We start from the raw sequence: 21186 nt of genomic DNA on the forward strand, positions 1-21186 counted from the left end.
TCTGGAGCAACAACATGGCCGTAGATATTAAAGACGTTGAACAAGTCGCGCAGGACCTGCAGAAGAAGTTCGACGAGTTCCGCGAAAAAAATGACAAGCGTATTGAAGCTGTCGAGCAGGAAAAGGGCAAGCTGGCCGGTGAGGTGGAAAACCTGAACGTTAAGTTGTCCGAACTGGACCAACTCAAGTCTGATCTGGAAGCCGAACTGGCGGCTGTTAAGCGTCCTGGCGGTGGTACGCAATCTAAAGCAGCCACTGAACATAAAACCGCGTTCATGCAGTTTGTGCGCAAGGGTAATGAAGACGGACTTCGTGAACTGGAGCAGAAAGCGCTTCAGACGGGTGTGGACGCAGACGGTGGTTACGCCGTCCCTGAAGAGCTGGACCGTACACTGCTGGATGTTCTCAAAGATCAGGTGGTGATGCGTCAGGAAGCGAACATTATTACTGTGGGAACCAGCGACTATAAGAAACTGGTTAATCTCCACGGCGCTGCTTCCGGTTGGGTAGGTGAAACTGATGATCGCCCGGCGACCAATACTCCCAAGCTGGCGCAAATCGTCCCATTCATGGGTGAGATTTACGGTAACCCACAGGCAACGCAGACCATGCTCGATGATGGTTTCTTCAATGTCGAAGAGTGGATTAACAGTGAATTGGCGCTGGAGTTCGCTGAACAGGAAGAAGTGGCATTCACTACCGGCAACGGCAGGCTGAAGCCTAAAGGCTTCCTGGCATATCCATCAGCACTGACCGATGATAAGACCCGCGCCTTCGGTACGCTGCAGCACATCCTGTCTGGCGCTGCTGGTGGTGTTACTGCTGACGCCATCATCAAACTGGTTTACACCCTGCGTAAGGTGCACCGCACCGGCGCCAAGTTCATGATGAACAATAACTCGCTCTTTCAGGTGCGCATCCTGAAAGACAGCGAAGGTAATTACCTGTGGCGTCCGGGTCTGGAGCTGGATCAGCCTTCCACTCTGGCTGGTTATGGTGTGGCAGAGAATGAGCAGATGCCTGATGTAGCAGCAGATGCAAAGGCTATCGCGTTTGGTAACTTCAAACGCGGTTATACCATCGTTGACCGCATTGGAACGCGCATCCTGCGTGATCCTTACACCAACAAGCCATACGTTGGTTTCTACACCACCAAGCGCACCGGCGGCATGCTGGCTGATTCTCAGGCCATTAAGCTGATGCAGATCGGCGCTGGCGCATAATCACCGGGGCTTCGGCCCCATTTTTCTTTGGAGTGAACTATGTTGCTCAAATTGCTTAAAGACCTTCAATGGTCACCGGATGGTTGTGTTGTAGTCACCATTCCTGCCGGGGATTACCAACAAGAAGAAATCCCCGAACGCGCTCAGGTCATTGCTGGCCAGCTCGGTATCATTGAAAAAGTTGCTGATGGACCGAAGAATGACAACATCCCGCCAGAGCCAGAGCCAGAGCCAGAGCCAGAGCCAGAGCCAGAGCCAGAGCCAGAGCCAGTCAAAAAAGGCCGAAAGTAATTCGGAGTCGATTATGTTCCCAACGATAAACGACCTGAAAGTGCAGTGCCGCATCGATCCCGATGATGACTCAGAAAATACTCTGATTGCTCTGTATGGCGATGCTGCACGCGAAAAGGCTCAAAAGTATTTGAACCGGCCTCTTTTCGACGACGAAGTACCGCCAGAGGTCACTAACGGTCTGCTGGTGGGCGCGACAGTGAAACTGGCGATCCTGTTAGCTGTGGGGCACTGGTATGAAAACCGGGAGGCCACTACCAGTACGGCTCTGTCAGAAGTTCCTTTGGGCTTCTTCAGTCTTTTGTCAGATGACCGGCACAGCCCGGGAACGTGAGGCCCTGTATGCCATGTGCATCCTGCCAACGCCGCCGAGAGTGGCTTAAAAAGTGGATGAAAATAGCCCATGAACGAGCAACTGGTAAACGCGCTGATAGCAGCGCTGACCGCCGAGACAGCGGCGAAGAAAGACCAGACGGCGGCTATAAACCGCCTGGCTGAGTCGAATGAATCGTTGTGCGCGATCCTCATTCAGTCGCTGGCCGAAGATACGGCTGAAGAAGAACAACTCGCCGCTCCGAAATACCTGAGCGGCAAACCAGTGGGGTGATGTATGCAGGCAGGTAAACTGCGCCATCGCGTGCGCCTGCAGCAAAAGGTCAGTCAGCAGGACCCGGTAACAGGCGCTGTCGAACCGTCCTGGCTTGATGTGGCAACATTGTGGGCAGAGGTATCACCTTTATCCGTTCGCGAGTTTATTGCCGCGCAGGCGGGGCAGGGGGAAGTAACCACCCGCATTAAAATCCGTTACCGGCCAGGCATTACCCGGCACCATCGCATTTTGTACCGTGAGCAAATTTTCAACATCGAAGGTGTTCTGCCCGATCCAAAAAGCGGTCGCGAATATCTGACCCTGCCGTGTTCTGAGGGGGTTAACGATGGCTGACGGTGTTGAATTCTCGCTTACGGGGATGGAGTCACTACTGGCCAAGCTTGATGTAATCCCTAAAGACCTCAAGAAAAAAGCGGGGCGTGCTGCGCTTCGTAAAGCGGCCAATGTCATTGTTAAAAAAGCCAAAGCAGGAGCGAGAAGGATTGATGATCCGGCCACGGGTCGAAGCATCGCTGACAATATCGCTCTGCGCTGGAACGGGAAATTGTTCAAGCGCACTGGCGACCTGGGCTTCAGAATTGGCGTGGTATATGGCGCGAAACTCAAGGACCATCCGGACAAGGCAAAAAACGCACCTACGCCGCACTGGCGCTTAATCGAGTTCGGCACTGAACATATGGCCGCTCAGCCATTCATGCGCCCGGCGGCAGAGTCCAGTATTAACGAGGTTGTGGCTACGTTCGGTATTGAGTATGAAAAAGCCATAGACAAGGCTCTGGCGCGGGGTAATTAACATGATGGCACCCATCTTTGAAGTATGTTCTGCCAGTGCCGGGGTTATTGCATTGCTCGGTAATATGCCGGTGCGTCTGTATCCGTTCGGGCAGTATGACGGTGAAATCCAGTATCCGTATGCGATATGGCAAAACATCGGTGGTGATCCCCCGCAGTATCTGGACCGAACACCCGATCATGATAACTATTCGCTGCAGGTTGACGTTTACGCGAAAACGGCCAGTGAGGTTCTGGCTGTTACTAAAGCGCTGCGTGATGCGATTGAACCTCACGCATACATAACGCGGTGGGGGGGACAGACGCGGGACACCGAAACTAAAACCTATCGCTATTCATTCGACGTTGACTGGATAGTGAAGCGTTAACGCTAATTCCAACAATACCGGCCGAGTGCCGGTTTTTTTATACCCGGAGATAATTATGTCTGTATTAACGCAGGGCACTCAGCTGTACGGTCTCATCAACGGTGCGGTGCATGAAATTGAATGCATTACCGCATTTAACCCCGGCGCTAACCCTGCCGATCAGATTGATGACACCTGTCTGAGCGACAGAAACAGTCGCAAGTATAAAAAGGGCCTGCGCACGCCGGGGCAGGCATCAGCAACTATCAACGCTGACCCGGAAAATGATTCCCATTATCTGCTATGGCAACTTGCTGAAGAGGATAGTGAAAGCAATGAAGATCAGTCCACTGTTCAGTGGGCGATCGGCTGGGCAGATGGAACAGCAGCGCCGACAGTGGTGAATGGTGAGATGAACCTGCCAGCAACACGCACCTGGTACACGTTCCAGGCTTATGTAAGTGATTTCCCGTTCGACTTCCAGGGCAATACTGTCGTTGCAACCAGCGCGACTATGCAGCGTTCCGGGCCGGGTGTATGGATTCGCAAAGCTCAGACTGGTTTGTAATCTGTCAGAGGGGCGCTGGCGCTCCTGATATTGAAACTAAAGGGATAATCACATGAAGCTAACTCTCGACTCTCTGAAAGAATCTGGTGCATTTACCGGACGACCGGTGGAAAAAGAAATCACCTGGAAACAGGGTGACACTGAACTGACGGCCACAGTTTTTATTCGCCCCCTTGGCTACCATTCAACAAAATCTGACCTGCTGGCGTATAACGGTAAATTTGATAATGTTGCCGGTCGCATCGCCGCATCTGTATGCGACGAGATGGGCCATCCTGTTTTTACACCTGCTGATATTACGGGGGAGGCCGATCCCGACCGTGGAGCCCTGGATGGCGATCTGACTATCAAGTTGTTGATTGCTATTCAGGAGGTCAATGACCTGGGAAAGACGAAGAGCTGACAGGCGACGATGAGTTCTGGTGCGAACTCGTTCTGAATGGCATCGGTGGTGCAACAATTGCCGAAGCGCAGGAGGCTCTTAGCATCTCGGAGTACCGGATATGGGTGAAGTATCGGGAAAGGTACGGGTCTCTTAATCACCTGATGAGAACAGAGATTTCAGCTGCGGTTATTGCCAGTACGCTGGCGAACATCAACCGTAAAAAAGATGCCTCTCCATTTACTGTCTCTGACTTCTCACCTCACCTGCAGGGCAGTCAGCCAATCAGTCTTGAGGATGCCATGAAAACATGGATGTAGAAAACAATAAAATGATGTTTTAATAGCAAAGATTTCTGAATATCTCATAGGGTATGTAATGAAAAAACTGCTGGTTCTAATTTTTTCCTTATTGCTATACGCTTGTGCAGCAACGCCGCCAAGTCAGATGCAATTGCATTCAGCTGATTACGGGGAACTACCTGAAAATTACCAACAGCAAGTGAAGAATTGGTGGGGGACAATGCTGAAAGACCCTTATTCAGCGCAGTATACCTTTGGTAAACCTTCGAAAGCCTGGTTTAAAGATGGAATATTGGCTGAATCTGGCGGCGCAATGAGATTTGGCTGGTTAATCCCAATAACTGTTAACGCTAAGAACAGTTATGGAGCGTATACCGGTTTGGAAGCTCACACAGTATTTTATTCTCATGGAAAAATAGAATCTGCTGACGCCCAGGTTGGTGTTGGCTATACCGGGAAAGCCCCTGATTAGTCAATATTAAATCCATTTATATAACCCGCTAACTGGCGGGTTTTTTTATGCCTGGAGTTCACATGGCAAGTAAATCCTTAGGCACACTTACAATAGATCTTATAGCCAAAGTTGGCGGGTTTGTTGCAGGTATGGATCGCGCTGAGCGCTCGTCAGAACAATGGCGAAGAAAAGTTGAAGCAAATATTAAAGCCACTGGTACTGTTATGGCCGGAATGGTCGGCATTGCTGCATCTGCATCAGCGGCGATTGGTGCTGTTGGTATTGCATTTCTGAAGAACACATCAGAACAGATAACCGAAACAGATCGCTGGGCAAAGTCGCTAGGTATATCTACGCAGCGTTTACTTGAATGGCAGTACGCTGCAAAACAGGCGGGCCTTTCTGGCGACAATATCGCTGATATCTTCAAAGATCTGAATGACAAAATTGGCGATGCTGTCCTTAACAATTCTGGTGAGGCTGCAGGGGCACTTGATACGCTAGGGTTATCAGCGAAAAAGCTGCAGGAAGTGTCACCTGATAAACAGTTGCTGGCCATAGCAGATGCCATGAAAGGCATGAATACTGCCCAAAAAACTAATATTCTAGAAAGCCTGGGTAACGACCTGTCAAAAATGTTACCCCTTTTCGATAACGGGAATGAGAAGTTAACCCAGTTTCTCAAACAAGCTCGGGATATTGGGGTTGCGCCGCCTCAGGAGGATATCGATAAACTGGTAAAGGTTAATACCATTTTTCAGGAGATTGAAGGCTCCTGGGATGGATTTAAAACAAAAATGGCGGTTGGCCTGGCCGATATAGACATTAAACCATTGGTCGATTCCGTTCAGACGCTTGAGAAAATTTTTACAGACCCCAAGGTGCTGCAAGGTATTGCCAATATGGCGACCGGCCTAACCAAAGTTGTGGGGCTGTTGGCCCAGGGCGCTAAGCTTGCAAATGATATGGCCTATGGGTGGGGGAAAACAGCGTCAACTACAAACGATTCATCATTTAACGACCTTCTTGAAAAACGTAAAGAGCTAAATGAATCGCTTGCATACTCAGAATCATTCCTGGGTAAAATTGACAGTGCTGCCGGGGTGATACGTAGCTCTGAGCAAATAAGAGCGGAAATTGCAAAAAACGAACAACTGATCAGTAGCTTTAATGGTAGATCAGGACTGCCCCTACAGCAGGCAGTAGTGGCAGAAAATCCGTTTTCTTTAGGTGCTGGTGAAACAAATGGCAAGCCAGCTAAAACCAAGAATAATAATACTGCGCTTAAACTTGATAATACTTTTAAAGCAACAGAGCAGGCTTATCTCAAGCAAATATCACTGATCGATATTACCGGAAAAAAGGCCGTTGAAGTTACAGAACAGCAAAAACTGGCTTTTGACTTATCTACAGGAAAACTGCATGGATTGAATGACGCACAACAGAAACGTCTGCAGCAGCTAGCAGAAGAAGTTGACCGCATCAATGCAGTAAAGAAAGCTAACGAAAACAGCATTAAAGCAGCGCAGTTCGCAACATCTTTACAGCGCGAAAATGCTGCAAAAAAGCAGGGCTTAGATGCTGATTTTATTGGAGCATATTCGGGAGGCGATCAGCGAGAACGGTTACGTAATGAGGCGTCAATCAGGCAGAATTTTGCGGGCCGACAGACAGATCTGCAATCACAGTTTGATGCGGGAGATATAGACAGAGACCTGTATGAAAAAAAGACTCAGGCCTTGTCTGACGCACTCGATAATCAGCTGGCTATGCAGGAGGAATATTACAAACAAGTCGATGAACTTAGAAATAATGGAACGGCAGGGTTTATGTCAGGGCTTGCTGATCAATTAACGGCGCAGTCTGACCTTTACGCAAATATGCAACAGGTTGGTGCTCAGGCGTTCAGCAGCCTGACGGATATGATTATTCAGTGGACAGAAACGGGTAAGTTAAACGTTAAAGATTTTGCCGCAACCTTCCTTCAGACGATGGGCGCTGCTCTTATGCAATATGCCGCTGCTCAGGTGGCAATGGCTGCGTTGCAGGCATTCAGTGCCATGATTGGCATTCCGTATGTTGGCCCAGAGGTTGCAGGGCCAGCGGCGATAGCGGCGGCAGCGGCTGCAGGCGTTTTGATGGTTGGGGTTAGTTCTGCGCTTTCCGGGCAGGCGCACGACGGTATCGACTCTGTTCCTGAAACAGGCACCTGGCTCCTTCAAAAAGGGGAGCGCGTTACTACTGCGAAGACATCCGCCAAGCTGGATGCAACCCTGGACAGGGTCGCCACTCAATCAAACAGTGGTGGTGTCGTCTATGCGCCTACGGTTCCCATAACCATTAACGGTAACCCATCTGATGCGACGATCGCGCTCGTGCGCAAAGCGGCAGAAGAAGGTGCAAATAAGGGATATCAAAAGGCGGTCAATTCTGTCGTGACAGGCACCGGTGATTTACACAAAGCTCTATCCACAAAAACGACAGCAGGAAGGAGGAAGGGCTGATGGCTATCACCACAAGCATCAATTATCCGCGTGATTACCTCCCTTTGCCGCTACAGGATGGGTATGGCTTAAAGCCCGTATCACCACTAATCCGAACACCGATGGTGTCTGGTCGTGCCAGACAGCGACGGCGGTATACGTCAACACCCACAGAGGCTTCTGTCAGCTGGTTGTTTACGGATACTCAGGCGCAGGTGTTTGAAGCCTGGTATCGGGATGCAATTAACGATGGCGCATCCTGGTTTAACATGCCGCTTAAAACGCCTGTGGGAACTCGGGATTATGTATGCAGAGTCCTCGATATCTATGAGGGACCAACACTTACCGGCGGACGATACTGGCGCTACAGCGCTTCACTTGAACTGTGGGAAAGGCCTCTACCACCGGTTGGCTGGGGTAATTATCCTGAACTTCTTGCTGGATCCTCAATAATTGATATCTCTATTAACCGGGAGTGGCCAAAAGCATGACGATACTCAACCGGCTTTATGCTTCCAGTGGTTCCGAAGTCATTATCGAAACGCTGCAGATCAATGTGGGCAGTCAGGTTTTTTACCTGTGCCGTGGCTGGGATGATGTGACGGCTAAGGATGAATCGGGAAACGCGCTGACATTCACGGCGTGTGGCATCGATATCGCTCTGCCGGCGCGTAACGCCGATGGCACGCAGGACCTGAAATTTGCGATCGGGAATATCGACGGTGAGGTTTCAAACACCATCCGCGACGCCCTCGCTGTTCTCGACCGCGCTTCGCTGACGTTCCGTCATTACGTTTCGACCGACCTTGCCGCGCCCGCATCGTCACCCATTCGCCTGGCTATCAAATCGGGCTACTGGACCGCATCGCAGGTGCAGATTACGGCTGGCTATATGAACATCCTCGACAGCGCATGGCCACGCAAGCGCTACACGCTGAACGAACACCCCGGCCTGCGCTACCTCAGTTAAGGAAATACCATGTTCGATCCTGATAAATACCGTTCAGTCACCTGGCTGAAGGGCGGGAGAGTGTTCCCGCAACTTGACTGTTTTGGAGTGGTTCTTGAAGTTCGTAAGGACCTGAAAATGAATGAATGGCCGGAATTTACAGGGATTACAAGAGATGATGGTGGCCTCGATAAAGAGGCGAAGAGATTTAATCTATCGCTGCTGCAATGCGATCCTCTCCCTGGAGCAGTTGCAGAGTGCTATACCGGCTCAAGCGTCACCCATCTTGGTGTTGTTGTCAGCATTGATAATCAGTTATTTGTTGTCGACTGTAACCCGCGCAGCAATGTCACATTTTGCCCGATTGAGCGGTTTAAACGGCGCTACGTGAAAGTGGAGTTCTGGCAATGACGATACGCATTTACCCATCTGTTTTACCTGGGGAGCCGCTGGAGGTGCATGAGCATAGAGATATGAGTTTGCATCAATGGATGGTTGAAAATGTACGGGAGTACAGTATAGAAAAACCAGCCCCGATTATTGCAGAAGTGAATGGCAAGCTAATATCTGCATCCGACTGGGGGCAGTGCCATATTTCATCGGGAACGATCGTCAACTTACGCCCAATTGCATACGGTGGATTTATCGGCGGTGCACTACAGGTCATAACCAAGCCTCTCCAGTGGGCATTTAGCTTGCTTGGGCTGACTCCAGATGTCGGGTTAAATTCAACGCCATCTGGCAATAGTCTTGATCTGACACCTACAAAGGCAAATTCGGCAAAACTGGGTAGTCCGATCCGTGAAGTACTGGGCCGCTACAGAGTGTTCCCGGACTATCTCATGCAGCCTGTCAGTCGTTTCGATAAGGACAATCCGCAAATCTACCGAACCAGCATGTTTCTTTCGCTCGGTGTGGGTAACTTCGCGATCAGCAATGCCGACATAAAAATCGGCAATACGCCCGTTTCGTCGTTCGGTGATGACGTCAGTTTTACGATTTATCCGCCGGGTGCGGATGTCAGCTCTGATCACCGTGCGGATAACTGGTACACATCAACAGAAATAGGCGGGACCACATCGGGCACAGCTGGCCTTGACCTCGCGTCAACCGGGCCATCGTCTGTCAGCATCTCTGCTGATGCGGTCAGCGTCTCAGGCAACGCCATTTCGATGATCGGCGGAACGTCCAGCGATGAAGATGACGACGATGATTCTGTTATCCCTGAATCGTGGAAAGAGGGCACGGTGATCACAGTGACCGCGCCGGAAACCTTCACTGTGGCCAGTGAAGAAGGGCGATCGGTTATCTACGGTGATATCACTGAGCTGGCTCCCGCAGTTGGCCAGCGTGTTGCACTGACCTGGAATAACACGGATTACGATCTGTATGTGTCGGCGTTTCACGCTGGCACGCCAGCGGTGCCCGGTGTTGGCGGTAATGCTGCGTCCCTAACCGGCAGCGCTGCGCCGGTAACATACGATTTCAGTGAATCACCGGTATCTTTCACACTGAGCTGGGCAGGCGCGAGTTATGTCGTTTCACTGTCTGCAAACTACACGACGATGGCAGGGCTGACGGATGCGATTGAGGACCAGCTGACGGGCAGCGGTCTGTCCGTTTCAGCAGTTGATACCCGTATTCGCATCGGTGAGGCAGACAGCCCCTACAGCGGTAACAGTATTGGTTACTCCCTGCTGCCGGTGGAGCTGTTTGGCGATGATCCTGCAGTTGTTGCTGGCGTGGCATCTTCGGGTGGTACGCCTGCTGTACTGCCGAGCGTATCACTTGCTTACGGCAGCGCATCAGGGCAGGCGTTTTCGGGTCTGCCTGTTGGCCAGCAGCGTCTGTCCCTGGCCCTGCGCGGGCGGCAGTACCGCATCACCGAAATCGACGGCCTGACAATTACCGTGCAACGGCTAGTCACGAACAATGATGGCTCTGTGATTACTGATGCCAGCTGGCCGGGATTCACTCCGCGCATTCTGCTTGACGCTGCTGTAACCGGGCTGAACGACGCCAGTGAGTGGATGGGGCCGTTTCTCTGCTGCCCGGCCAGCGAGACAACAACCCAGCTGGAGCTGAACTTTGTTTATCCGCAAGGGCTTGTCGATATCGGCAGTAAAGACGGAAAAATTCACTGGCATGACGTCGAAATTATGGCCCAGTACCGGCTCTCTGGCAGTGAGGCGTGGACCGATTTCAAAATAAAACACGGGAACGATACGGTTAATGAAATCGGCTATACCGAGTCCATCACATTCCCTGTTGCGGGTAACTACGAAGTCAGGATAAAGCGCATTACGCCCGTCTGGGGCGGCACCACGCGCGATTCTGTCCAGTGGCAGTCCATGAGAGCGAAACTGTCAGCCCGTCCGTTGAGATACCGCGATATCACAACGATGGCGCTGACCGTGCGCACCGGCAATCGCCTCGCTGCTCAGTCCGATCGCCGCGTGAATATCACCGGCACACGGCTGTACGGTAACGGCCTGCAAAATCGCAGTATCTCAGGTGCGCTTCACCATGTGCTGACGAGCGCCGGGATGGAGGCAGGGGAAATAGATTCAGCGGCAATTAACGCGCTTGAGGCCCAGTACTGGACGCCACGCGGTGAACGGTTCGACTTCTCTGCTGACAGTGACGACATTTCCGTACTCGATATGGTGCAGAAAATCACTAATGCCGGGATGGGGTACTTCCTGCTCAGCGACGGGCTGGCATCAGCCGGGCGCGAAGGGGTCAAGCCGTGGACTGGCATTATCAGCCCACAGGAATCCACGGAAGAACTGCAGACGTCGTTTTCCGCACCGTCGGCAGATGATTATGACGGGGTTGATGTGACCTATATCAACGGCACCACGTGGGCCGAGGAAACCGTGCAGTGCCGGACCAGTGACAATCCTGTGCCGGTGAAAATTGAGGATTACAAACTGGACGGCGTTACCGACCCGGACCGCGCATATCGCATCGGCATGCGCCGTTTAATGAAGTACCTGCATCAGCGGCTGGGTCACACGGTCAGCACCGAGCTGGACGCGCTCTGCTATGACTACGGCGATCGGATTGTGCTGGCCGACGATATCCCCGGTAGCAGCACCATCAGTTGCCTGATTGTGGATGTGGAAAGTGCTGGTGGTCTGGTCACGTTAACTGTCAGTGAACCGCTGGACTGGACCTTCACGAACCCGCGCTGCCTTATCCGGTTCCAGGACGGCAGTGCATCAGCCCTGCTGACGCCTACGCGCCTTGACGACTACACGCTGACCCTGCCTGAAACGGCTGCGTTGAGGCTCGATGAATGGGAAATGGATGACGGCGCGATTGAGCCACCACGGCTGGTGTTCTGTTCGTCGGAACGCGTGGGCTATGATGCGCTGCTGTCTTCGATCGAACCCTCTTCTGATGGCACGACGGCAGTTAATGCCATGCAGTACACACCGCTGCTGTATCAGCACGACGACGCGACGTATCCCGGCGATACCGTTTAACTAAATCAATTAACCTGCAACCCGCTCCGGCGGGTTTTTTTATGGAGTAAATATGGCTTCATTTACACCACCGCTGGGAAGTTCGAGCCCGGAAGTCCTGGCAGATAATGCCAGTCGCCTGGATAAATTACTTAACAGTCAGGAGTTGAACGTCCCTGATCGGTCAGGGGAAACACTGAAATCATGGTTCTCTATTCAGGATGGCTTCGACAAAATAGTCTTATCCCTTGACAGCGCTGGGGTCATCACTGTTCCGGATGAGGGGGCCGGCCTGGCTGCGACATCTAACGGGCAATACTTCAGAAAAATAATCGGCTCAGGCGATGATATCGCTTTTGTTTATTATCGAAATGTTGATGGTGCTGCTGTCGAAATCACATCAGTTGTAAGCTCCGATAAAGTTGAAGCGATTTCTTCTGATGTAACCGGGCTAATTAAGAAAACTGAGTCGCTGGATGAGTCTGAAGATTCTGTGTTTGATATTGCAACGAACAACGGTCTTCGGGTTTTTCGCATTCGGGAAGATCTTAAAACCGAGCTGACAGAAGTTGTTTCCCTCCAAACTGGCGACAGTGGGTTAAGTTTCTCTGGTAACGCAATTGATAATAACGCTCCTCCGGGCTGGGCATTCGTAATTCATTCCACAAATGGCCTGGTCATTGCGGGTGTGAAAGATGATGGCACTGTTGTTGGTTTTGGCGGCGGAGGGAGCAGCGGCGGGCAGTCGGGTGAAATCATTCCCGGCGATACCACTGCGACCTACGACGCTATCCGCCAGTACAGTGGTCCTGCGACAGTAAAAGATGTTGTGGGTAACCGTATTGCCGGTCGTTTCGTTGTGGATGCCAGCGACACGAGTTCGCCTGATGATGGCGGCGGCTGTCTGGTTGATGTGCTGGGGCGGCGCTGGATCAGACAGGCCGATTATGTGTCGTGGGATATGTTCGGTGCGCCACGTGTGCCCGGTGTCACTTATCTGGCATTTGCCGTTAAAGCCGCTAACGGCGACCGCGCTGGCGCTGCCGCGCTCATGGCTGACCAGACACCTGCGGATGACCGGATTGCCGCCTGTTTTGATTTTGCCAAAAAGATGAATATTCCGGTCAGGCAGAATGACGGCGTGTTTTTGTGGAAAAGCACTGAGTGGAATGTTTATACCAACACAAATCTGAACGGTTCATCCATTGTCACCACGGATATCTCCGGGGTTGCCGAGGACCGCTGGGGACCCATTCCCGGACTGGATGATGATGCGCCGGAGCCGGTGCGTATGTTTACCATCCGCAGCCGGAAAGCACGTATTCCGCTGACGATTGCGCAGGTTGCCGCGCTGAACACCACCTATGCAAAGTATCTCAAAGCGGGAAGCTGCCAGCTCCCTATGCCGGACCTGTATCCGTATCGCGGCGGGCTGCTGTTCGTGCGCTCCAGTGCGGTCAAGTACAACCGCAACGGGGACATGACCAACCCACGCCAGCGGGTGCTGTACCGTGATTTTTCCCGTATCGGAAAGAATGGCGCGCTGACGGATATGATGGTTGAGAACATCCCGAACGGGTCAGTGGCAGAAGCATTTATCGTTCCCAAAGAAGACAGCTATCTTACTTTCGAGCCGCCGTACTTCCATGAGTCCGGCAACAGTCGCCGGTTCTATAACATCGAAATTTACCGTCCGATGACCATTATCGGGGAAATGTCGCTGCGCACAGATGCCTATGGCTCAGCACCTGCCTGGGTGAAAATTTCCGCGCACGAGGTGTTCGACGTTAAATACAAAGGCGGTCAGTGCGATGGATCATTCCAGTATGCGGGGGCTTACGTGCTGTCCTTCCGCGACTGCATTAACATGCAGGTTCGTGACTTCACGGGCATGTATGGCTGGGGTGTTAACGGCCATCACGGTACCAAGGAAATCACGTTCCGCGACTGCATGATGAACCGCATTGACTGGCACACCTTCGGATATAACGTTACCGGTGAGAACGTGACCCTCAAGGGTGGTGGTGTCAATATGCACGGTGGAGGCACGTGGCGATTCAGAAACCTTACGCATATCATCTCGGCTAACAGTCAGGAAGCACGTGGTGAGTCTAAGCAAAATTATCTCGTCCAACTGCGGGAAGACTATGCGGCAGACTGCGATGGTGTTCTCGATATTGACGGATTAACCATCAAGTTTGACGTTACTGACATCCCATTCGCCGCATCCATTAATAGCTATGACGTTGTGCGCCTAGTGGGTACGCAGACGACCAATGATCGCCACGACACGCACACGCCAAACCGTATTGATATCCGCAATGTCACCGTGGACTGTCAGAACGTGCTCAACTTTGCAGCATCGCTGGGTAACTTCACCTTCACAGCGGTCCGGTCGGTGAGAAGCGAACGTATCGACTCCGCCTCAACGGGATACAAAACCTTCCTTCCTGAATTTATCCGGGTGGAGGGTATGACCGCTGTCAATGTTCCTGCAAGCCAGAACGTCTGGATGTCGGGTATTCGTTTCGCCAACGACCTGTACAAAAACACATTCGGCTCACGTACGAAAAAACGCGCCGATGGCACGAATGCGGATGTTGTGCTTCGTGACATTCGCAGCGTCGTCAACAATCCGTCATGCGAACTGAATGTGAACAACACGGTTTGGCTGCCGGGGTCGTCAGCTGACTGGACTGCGGCCTACCGTTCGTCAGATTACTCATGGGTGCCCCGCATCCAAATGGATAACTGTGTGCCTGCGATTATCGATACACGCGGGGCCATGTCAGTAATTTCGTTATCCGGTGGCGTGCTGGGGCGTTACCTGAACGGTAACCCGGAAAGCAGACTACGGGCGAACGGTGCGGATATTCAGCTTTATCCAGATGCGACAGGCACCACCTACTTTGACAGCGTGCACGCTGTTGCCTTTGGCTGCACCTGGCTTAATCCGGCTGGCGGCGTGTCATACGAAGGTTCGCTTCGTGGCGCGTCTAACGAAAACCGGGGGGATGTAACCAAAGCCCCGAATATCACTTCTTCTGTTTTTTTCTGAACGTGAGGTTTAAAAATGTCTGGCCTTCGCCTAGTGTCTAACAAATTCATCCCGGTTACATCGTGGGATCATGATTTCGTCGTTGTAAACTCACGGCTGGTGGATGATATCCCGCTGCCGTGCCTGGCTGCCTTTGATTTGTTAAATCCGCTTGATAACAGCGGTCATGGCTGGAAAGTTACGATAGGCGGGGGAATAATCAAAAAATACGGACTGGGATTCTCCCGTGTAGGCGGTGGTGCAGGCACTGACTTTATAGCTAATAAAGAGTCTATTTCTGTAGTGTGTGCAGTAAAACCTAACTCATTCGATGCATTTTCAACATTCATTGATTCACGAACTATTAACAACGGTGCATCAAGTGGTTTTGCTGTGGATTTTTCAAATGCTACACAAAAAATGCGTCTTAACCTAATCTATCCATCTGGAGTTACTGAGGCTGTGCAGTTTCCGACATTTGTTATGGGTGAGTGGAATATTTTTTGTTTTACCTTGTCGCCGAGATCCGTACGCGGTGAGAATCACTTAGGAGAAATCATTACAAAAGAATTTTCCACTCCAGTTAACGTAGGATTTTGGAGTATTCCATTGAAATTAGGAACATCTGTAACAAACGGAACTTGCGACGGGGATGTCGGATTTGTGGCTATTTATGATGGATACATGACGCCTGAGCAACGTAAGAATTCTGTTTCTGTTGCGAAAGATATTATTTCAAAAAGAAATAATGAATATTAAAAGCCAAGCAATTAAAATTGTATTCATTAAGAAACAGACTGGATTATCTTGATGGTTTTTTAAAGAACATCATTAAGTTAGCTGACAACTCACACAAGTTAGTGAGTTGTCAGTAATCTTCAATTTCGTTTGGGGGTTTATTCTTTTTTTGTTATTAAATATCTTCCCAGTTTGATTCCGGGTTTTTCAATGAATTTATAAAGCATGACAGCCGAGCCATATGTTATAGGGATTATTATGATGCAAGATAAAGCAAATCTAGTAATCCCGGGGAATTCTGAGAAGGAGGTGCTGGATAGTAAATATGAAACAACAGGCAGTACAATTAGCAAATGCAGTAGGTATACAGAATATGAAACATCACCCAAAAAAACGCTAAAGCGGTTGGTTAATATCAGTTTGGGATAATGTAATTTTCTAGCCCATTTACTGTCTTCTTCTCGTTGCCAGAGAATGATAAGCATCATAACTACCATTGAGACCTGAGCCGCAATATGAAGAACTTTTATCTGATTAGGTAGATAAACGCTTGCTGAGATAGCCAATAAAGAAAATATTGTGTACTTTAAACTTTTCCTTCTAACCGCCTCAGCTATAAGCATTCCTGAAATGAATACATTTAATTTCATGAGGATAAGTGATGGCATCGGGAAGGCGTTGAAGTAGGAGTGTGCTATAAACTTACATGTCGCGCATACAACAATTGCTAAAAAACATGCTCTGGCAAAACCAAGTTTAGTAACAACCAGCATTATAAAAGGGAACAAAAAATAAAATTGCATTTCCAGACCAATACTCCAATCTGGGAGTACGGTGTTGAAAGAGTATGATGGTATTATTCCAAATAAGAAAGTAACGTGGCTAATTATGTTTGCAAATGAATTGTCACTATATCGCGAGCTATTTGTTTGCGTTGCACTATAGAAATCACCAATTACATCGCGAGCTTCACCATAGTAGCTGCCCATCGTGATAGCTAAAATAAGTAACACATAATATAAAGGCGCGATTCTAAAGAATCGTCTCATCCAGAATTTTTTTATAGTATCGAGATCGTTCCAAGGTTCTTTATCTTTTCTCTCGACATAATTTTTTGCCATAAGATAACCTGAGAGTAAAATAAACAAGTCAACGCCCATTGCTGGATCTGCGAGGATTGGGAACCAAAAGTTGGTTAAAATACATATGTGGCCCAAAACAACCCATAGAGACGCTAAACCACGCAAGCCCTCAAGCTCTTGTGACCATTTTTTAACGGGTTGCATAAACCCCTCCCCTCAAGAAATTTTTCATATTTGAATCCAATTATTTATTGTTATTAGCACTTTAACACAACAGAGTTTGAGCTGTAAGTTGGCAAATTCTGAATGTAAAAAAATCAATCATAAAAAACTCTTGAACCCTTCGGAAAAGCAATGATACTGTTTATACATACAGTGTTTATTGATGAGAGGGTATCATGCCTCGCTACTACGAAATCCCCCACGCGTTTAAAAACAGTATCAAAAAAGAACCCAGCGGCCGCCGGGTAGTCCACACCGTCGATTTCGTGCGTGAACTCGCCGCCCTGAATCACCACTGGTCACTTAAAGAGGCGAATCGCTGGATCGAGCATTATCAGAGTTGCTTTAAAGACATCTCCACGGAAGAGGGCGAGCGCCGGATTTTCTTCTTAACCAATTCCGACCATATGAGGTAACAGCATGGGCTTTCCATCACCGGCTTCTGATTACGTCGAGACGCGGCTTGACCTTAACGAGCTTTTTATTCCTCACCCGTCAGCAACCTCACTGATTGAGCACAACGGCACGCGATATCTCGTTGATCGTGCGATAGTGCCTAAGAACGGTGGCAAGGTCTGCTATGAGCTTTTTGGCGAGGTTGGATTGGCAAGAGTTAGCCGTGGTTGCCTGATATCGGAGGATGGCAATACCATCGAAGGGGAGGTGATGCAGGACGTGCTCATAATGGGTTGCGTGACGCTGGAAATCCTGTCTGTGTACGACGAAAACCGGCCCACGATCTGACGATAATCACATGAAGATTTGACCGGGTTTCTCCCCCATTTTTCCCCATTGGCTCCCCGTACAAATTTCAGGCACAAAAAAACCAGCTGTAAGAGGCTGGTTTTTCTAAGGTATTTGGTCGGCACGAGAGGATTTGAACCTCCGACCCCGGACACCCCATGACCGTGATCTGTTATAAATCATTGGATTTCAGATATGTTTAAGATGAGCGTCTGCTTTGAGCGAGTAGCGGATATTGCTAACAGCATTTTGTTTGAATCAACGGGGAGGGGGGCAGATCTGATGCTTAATGCTTGTAAAAAGTGTTACATGCATGGCATTGATTCTGAATTTTTTGATTTTTTATTGGCTTACAACGGATTTTCCTCTTGAATAGTAGCGACACTTGACGAAGACCATAGGAATAAAATGAAAAATTATTTATACACCTTAAACCGCGCAATACAGATAGCGTTGCCTTTTGTCGCCTTTTCTGCGATGTCAGCGCAGCCGACCCATCCCGTAGATGTAAGAGCTTTTGACATTGCCGGGGTTAAGACAGGGATGAGCATTGAAGAAGCTCGTACTGCAATGGAGAAAAATTTCGGTGTGTCATCTAACTCTATCACCGAGTCAAAATCGTTACCGAGCCAAGTGACGACTCTCATCACTGGCACTGAACAGATTATGTATCTTGTATATGAAAAAAACGGCACGAGGATGCAGGTTAGTTTCGAGCCTCGCGTGCCATATGATAAGAATAACCCTATGGCCGTTTCTCAAATCACTTATGAGATCCCCTGGACCAAAGATAACGAAAGCGTGATGAAAGATGCTGCTCTGAAAAAATATGGGCAGGTGTCATCAAATAGCATGTATCCATTATGGTGTGACAAGCCTTTACCGGGGACAGGTATGGGATGTGCGCCTGACTCAGTAAAACTGGAAATGGCAAGCACTAAGTTGAGAATGTATGATCCGGTATGGACGAATGCCAGAATAAAGTTTATGGAAGATAAAAACGCTACAAAACCTCAGTTCTAAATTGTATGTGACATTAGCCTTTTTTAATTTAAACCCGATAATCAAGAAAGGCTAATATTATAATTATCCTGCCTTAGGATGACACTGAATGCTGATCCGTTAGAATGAACTAAAAGATTAATGGCTCAGACTTGAACTGACAGGTTTCGCAAGTAGAACATTATCAAATCCTACAGTCTGCTTTGAGCGAACTGCGGACCTTTACACTCACGAACACCGCTTATGTATGCATTACGAACATTACGCTGTAGTAATCATCGGTAGCAGTTCAACTTAGCCCTGTACACTTGCTCTGTACTAAGATGCTATATCTAATAGATGATTTAAGAAATCATCTCAAGATCAAGATGGATTTATCAACATGACTAGAACAGAAAGACTTCTCGAATTACTACAGATATTGAGGGCACAAAGATATCCGATCACTGCATCCACCCTCTCAGAAAGATTGGGAATAAGTGTGCGCTCCCTTTACAGAGATATAAGAACGCTGCAGCATCAAGGAGTATGCATTGAAGGTGGTGCTGGAATTGGTTACATCGTTAAGTCTGACTTTCATTTGCCACCCTTAAACCTTTCTCATGAAGAAATCAATGCCATTACACTTGGGTTAAATTGGGTATCTCATAATACAGATTATAGTTTCAAAATTACCGCAAAGAATGCACTTGCGAAAATACACGCCGTTATTCCCGGTGAATTAAAAAATCTTATTGAGAATCAATCCTATCTGATCGGTCCTTCAGAAAACAATGAGATTTTTTTTGAAGACATTCGCAATGCTATTAAAAATAGGAAGAGAATCAAAATAAAGTATTGTGATAAGAAGGATTCTTACTCTTCTCGAGTCATATGGCCCATCGGATTGGTATACATGGAGTCATGCTGGCTTTTGGTTGCATGGTGTGAGATGAGAAATTATTTTCGTCATTTTAGAACGGACAAAATTCAAGATATTGTGCAACTGGATTCCACATATAGTGAAAGTAGGGCTGTTTTATTGAAAAAATGGAGACTAAAAGAAGAGATCTGCGAGGAGAAAGAGTACTGACAAAAACTGTCACAGCTAATTTGTATACTAACCCAGATGAAAGACTCAATTCTACTTCATAGGGGGGATTATGAATTTCAAGAATAAAGTTGCTGTCATAACAGGAAGTACTGCAGGTATAGGTGAGGCAGTCGCAGAGCAATTACACAAACATGGATCTAAGGTCGTTATTGTATCCCGTTCGTCAGAACAGGCTAAACAAAAAGCGGAACAATTATCTTCACAGGGACAACAAGCCATGGGGATCGGATGTGATGTGTCACAGCCCGAGCAAGTACGGAAAATGATAGATGAGATTATCGAACATTTCGGCAGACTTGATTATGCTGTAAATAATGCAGGTTTAACAGGTGAACATGGTAAAAATATATCAGAGCAGACAATTGAAAACTGGGATAAGGTTATTGCCACCTCATTGAGCGGAGTTTTTTACTGCCTGAAATATGAAATACCCCAAATGATGAAGTTTGGTGGCTCTATAGTTAATTTATCTGCAGTAAATGGTCTGGTTGGCATTCCTGGATTAGCACCTTACACCGTGGCTAAACATGGTATAATCGGTTTAACCCAAACCGCAGCGTTAGAGTTTGCATGTCAAGGCATTCGAATCAATGCAATCGCTCCGGGCTATGTCCAAACCCCACGAATGAGTGAGTTCCCTGAAAAGATTGTAAGTAGTTTCGCAAATAGCCACCCTATGAAAAGGATGGCAAAAATGCAAGAAATAGCAGACTTCATATTGTTCTTGCTGTCAGACAATTCAGCCTTCTGTACTGGAGGAGTTTATCCAATCGATGGCGGTTATTTAGCTGAGTAAAATCCCCCTAACGTCTTTTTAATTTTAAGAAATTCCTTGCCAAAGTGGTATGCTCAATGAGGGCGTTAGAATATATAGTTAACGCTTCCATTATAGGGCCAGTGAAAACAATATTTCCGCTGTGGATTAATATGTGTAGAGATGATCGGTTCTCCATTGGTTTATACATCATCCATTAACAATGTCCGCTTCTGGCACATAGCAGACGTTAGGGCTACTGTCTACCATAACAGCAGAAATGTTACTGTTACTTCTAAACTTATGTTTAGGCCAATCGATATGCAAAAGGTTGGGTGTCAAAACAAGGCACAAAAAAGCCCGCAAAAGCGGGCTTTTTCATCGCTCAAGAGCCGCGGCTCCTTTACGTATCCTTTTTTGTCCGTTTACAGTCTGGTTACTGTCCGGACTCAGTGACTAACTGCATGAAAAATCAGGTGCTGTCCTGTCACTGTCCTGTCTAGATTGGTGGAGCTGGCGGGAGTTGAACCCGCCGCCGAACCTTCATAAAATGTAGCATAATCAATTTTTAACCATATGATTTATATGCAGTAAAATGATAGTGATTATTATGAAACATCAAATCATCTAAATGATTTATTTA

General features: G+C 48.6%; 23 protein-coding genes. 22 read left to right on the plus strand and 1 reads right to left on the minus strand.

Annotated features, from left to right (window positions below):
- Positions 1 to 14: 14 nt before the first annotated feature.
- The 17 genes from IBT46_RS18195 to IBT46_RS18275 all read left to right on the plus strand — a co-directional run bounded on the left by IBT46_RS18195 (position 15) and on the right by IBT46_RS18275 (position 15667).
- Entirely contained in the window at positions 15 to 1223 is a 1209-nt protein-coding gene (locus IBT46_RS18195) for a phage major capsid protein (protein ID WP_200546802.1), read from the plus strand.
- A 199-nt stretch (positions 1224 to 1422) separates the two neighbouring features.
- Positions 1423 to 1848: a head-tail connector protein gene (locus IBT46_RS18200; RefSeq protein WP_234480190.1), complete on the plus strand. Its 426-nt coding sequence runs from the start codon at positions 1423 to 1425 to the stop codon at positions 1846 to 1848.
- Positions 1849 to 1917: 69 nt separating this feature from the next.
- The gene (locus IBT46_RS18205) at positions 1918 to 2121 is read left to right on the plus strand and encodes a hypothetical protein (protein ID WP_200546803.1); all 204 of its coding nucleotides are present in this window, start codon (positions 1918 to 1920) and stop codon (positions 2119 to 2121) included.
- A gap of 3 nt (positions 2122 to 2124) precedes the next feature.
- The gene (locus IBT46_RS18210; RefSeq protein WP_200546804.1) at positions 2125 to 2457 is read left to right on the plus strand and encodes a phage head closure protein; all 333 of its coding nucleotides are present in this window, start codon (positions 2125 to 2127) and stop codon (positions 2455 to 2457) included.
- Positions 2450 to 2917: an HK97-gp10 family putative phage morphogenesis protein gene (locus tag IBT46_RS18215; protein ID WP_200546805.1), complete on the plus strand. Its 468-nt coding sequence runs from the start codon at positions 2450 to 2452 to the stop codon at positions 2915 to 2917. The genes IBT46_RS18210 and IBT46_RS18215 overlap by 8 nt, the downstream gene beginning before the upstream one ends.
- A 1-nt stretch (position 2918) precedes the next feature.
- Entirely contained in the window at positions 2919 to 3284 is a 366-nt protein-coding gene (locus IBT46_RS18220; protein ID WP_200546806.1) for a DUF3168 domain-containing protein, read from the plus strand.
- A gap of 55 nt (positions 3285 to 3339) precedes the next feature.
- Entirely contained in the window at positions 3340 to 3831 is a 492-nt protein-coding gene (locus tag IBT46_RS18225) for a phage tail tube protein (RefSeq protein ID WP_200546807.1), read from the plus strand.
- A gap of 52 nt (positions 3832 to 3883) precedes the next feature.
- Positions 3884 to 4234 carry a phage tail assembly chaperone family protein, TAC gene (locus IBT46_RS18230; RefSeq protein WP_200546808.1) on the plus strand — a complete coding sequence of 117 codons (351 nt, stop codon included), beginning with the start codon at positions 3884 to 3886 and terminating at the stop codon, positions 4232 to 4234.
- Between the two features lie 143 nt (positions 4235 to 4377).
- Positions 4378 to 4533 carry a hypothetical protein gene (locus IBT46_RS27330; RefSeq protein WP_234480191.1) on the plus strand — a complete coding sequence of 52 codons (156 nt, stop codon included), beginning with the start codon at positions 4378 to 4380 and terminating at the stop codon, positions 4531 to 4533.
- Positions 4534 to 4591: 58 nt separating this feature from the next.
- Positions 4592 to 4987, plus strand: coding sequence for a hypothetical protein (locus tag IBT46_RS18240; RefSeq protein ID WP_200546809.1), 396 nt, complete (start codon positions 4592 to 4594; stop codon positions 4985 to 4987).
- Positions 4988 to 5049: 62 nt separating this feature from the next.
- Positions 5050 to 7473 (plus strand): phage tail tape measure protein, encoded by a 2424-nt coding sequence (locus IBT46_RS18245; RefSeq protein ID WP_200546810.1) that lies wholly within the window; start codon positions 5050 to 5052, stop codon positions 7471 to 7473.
- Positions 7473 to 7943 (plus strand): hypothetical protein, encoded by a 471-nt coding sequence (locus IBT46_RS18250; RefSeq protein ID WP_200546811.1) that lies wholly within the window; start codon positions 7473 to 7475, stop codon positions 7941 to 7943. Before IBT46_RS18245 ends, IBT46_RS18250 begins: the two co-directional genes overlap by 1 nt.
- The gene (locus IBT46_RS18255; protein ID WP_200546812.1) at positions 7940 to 8422 is read left to right on the plus strand and encodes a DUF1833 family protein; all 483 of its coding nucleotides are present in this window, start codon (positions 7940 to 7942) and stop codon (positions 8420 to 8422) included. Before IBT46_RS18250 ends, IBT46_RS18255 begins: the two co-directional genes overlap by 4 nt.
- 9 nt (positions 8423 to 8431) lie before the next feature.
- Positions 8432 to 8812 (plus strand): nitrite transporter, encoded by a 381-nt coding sequence (locus tag IBT46_RS18260; protein ID WP_200546813.1) that lies wholly within the window; start codon positions 8432 to 8434, stop codon positions 8810 to 8812.
- Positions 8809 to 11892, plus strand: a complete 3084-nt coding sequence (locus tag IBT46_RS18265; RefSeq protein WP_200546814.1) for a host specificity factor TipJ family phage tail protein — start codon at positions 8809 to 8811, stop codon at positions 11890 to 11892. Before IBT46_RS18260 ends, IBT46_RS18265 begins: the two co-directional genes overlap by 4 nt.
- Positions 11893 to 11944: 52 nt before the next feature.
- Positions 11945 to 14929 (plus strand): hypothetical protein, encoded by a 2985-nt coding sequence (locus IBT46_RS27335; protein ID WP_234480192.1) that lies wholly within the window; start codon positions 11945 to 11947, stop codon positions 14927 to 14929.
- A gap of 15 nt (positions 14930 to 14944) precedes the next feature.
- Positions 14945 to 15667: a hypothetical protein gene (locus tag IBT46_RS18275; RefSeq protein WP_200546815.1), complete on the plus strand. Its 723-nt coding sequence runs from the start codon at positions 14945 to 14947 to the stop codon at positions 15665 to 15667.
- 137 nt (positions 15668 to 15804) lie between these two features.
- On the opposite strand, the gene IBT46_RS18280 is transcribed toward IBT46_RS18275, so the two are convergent.
- On the minus strand, positions 15805 to 16932 hold the full coding sequence (locus tag IBT46_RS18280; protein ID WP_200546816.1) for an acyltransferase: 1128 nt from the start codon (positions 16930 to 16932) through the stop codon (positions 15805 to 15807).
- 194 nt (positions 16933 to 17126) lie between these two features.
- Between IBT46_RS18280 and IBT46_RS18285 the strand changes: the two genes are divergently transcribed.
- The 5 genes from IBT46_RS18285 to IBT46_RS18305 all read left to right on the plus strand — a co-directional run bounded on the left by IBT46_RS18285 (position 17127) and on the right by IBT46_RS18305 (position 20585).
- The gene (locus IBT46_RS18285; protein ID WP_200546817.1) at positions 17127 to 17366 is read left to right on the plus strand and encodes a DNA polymerase V; all 240 of its coding nucleotides are present in this window, start codon (positions 17127 to 17129) and stop codon (positions 17364 to 17366) included.
- A 4-nt stretch (positions 17367 to 17370) separates the two neighbouring features.
- Complete coding sequence (locus IBT46_RS18290) at positions 17371 to 17694, plus strand: hypothetical protein (protein WP_200546818.1); 324 nt, start codon at positions 17371 to 17373, stop codon at positions 17692 to 17694.
- Positions 17695 to 18102: 408 nt separating this feature from the next.
- Positions 18103 to 18717 carry a hypothetical protein gene (locus IBT46_RS18295; RefSeq protein WP_200546819.1) on the plus strand — a complete coding sequence of 205 codons (615 nt, stop codon included), beginning with the start codon at positions 18103 to 18105 and terminating at the stop codon, positions 18715 to 18717.
- A gap of 361 nt (positions 18718 to 19078) precedes the next feature.
- Positions 19079 to 19768: a YafY family protein gene (locus tag IBT46_RS18300; protein ID WP_200546820.1), complete on the plus strand. Its 690-nt coding sequence runs from the start codon at positions 19079 to 19081 to the stop codon at positions 19766 to 19768.
- 70 nt (positions 19769 to 19838) lie between these two features.
- Complete coding sequence (locus tag IBT46_RS18305; protein ID WP_142981843.1) at positions 19839 to 20585, plus strand: SDR family NAD(P)-dependent oxidoreductase; 747 nt, start codon at positions 19839 to 19841, stop codon at positions 20583 to 20585.
- Positions 20586 to 21186 lie beyond the last annotated feature (601 nt).

The sequence above is a fragment of the Erwinia sp. S38 genome (assembly GCF_016624545.1).
In the GTDB taxonomy this organism is placed as follows: Bacteria; Pseudomonadota; Gammaproteobacteria; order Enterobacterales; family Enterobacteriaceae; genus Erwinia; species Erwinia coffeiphila.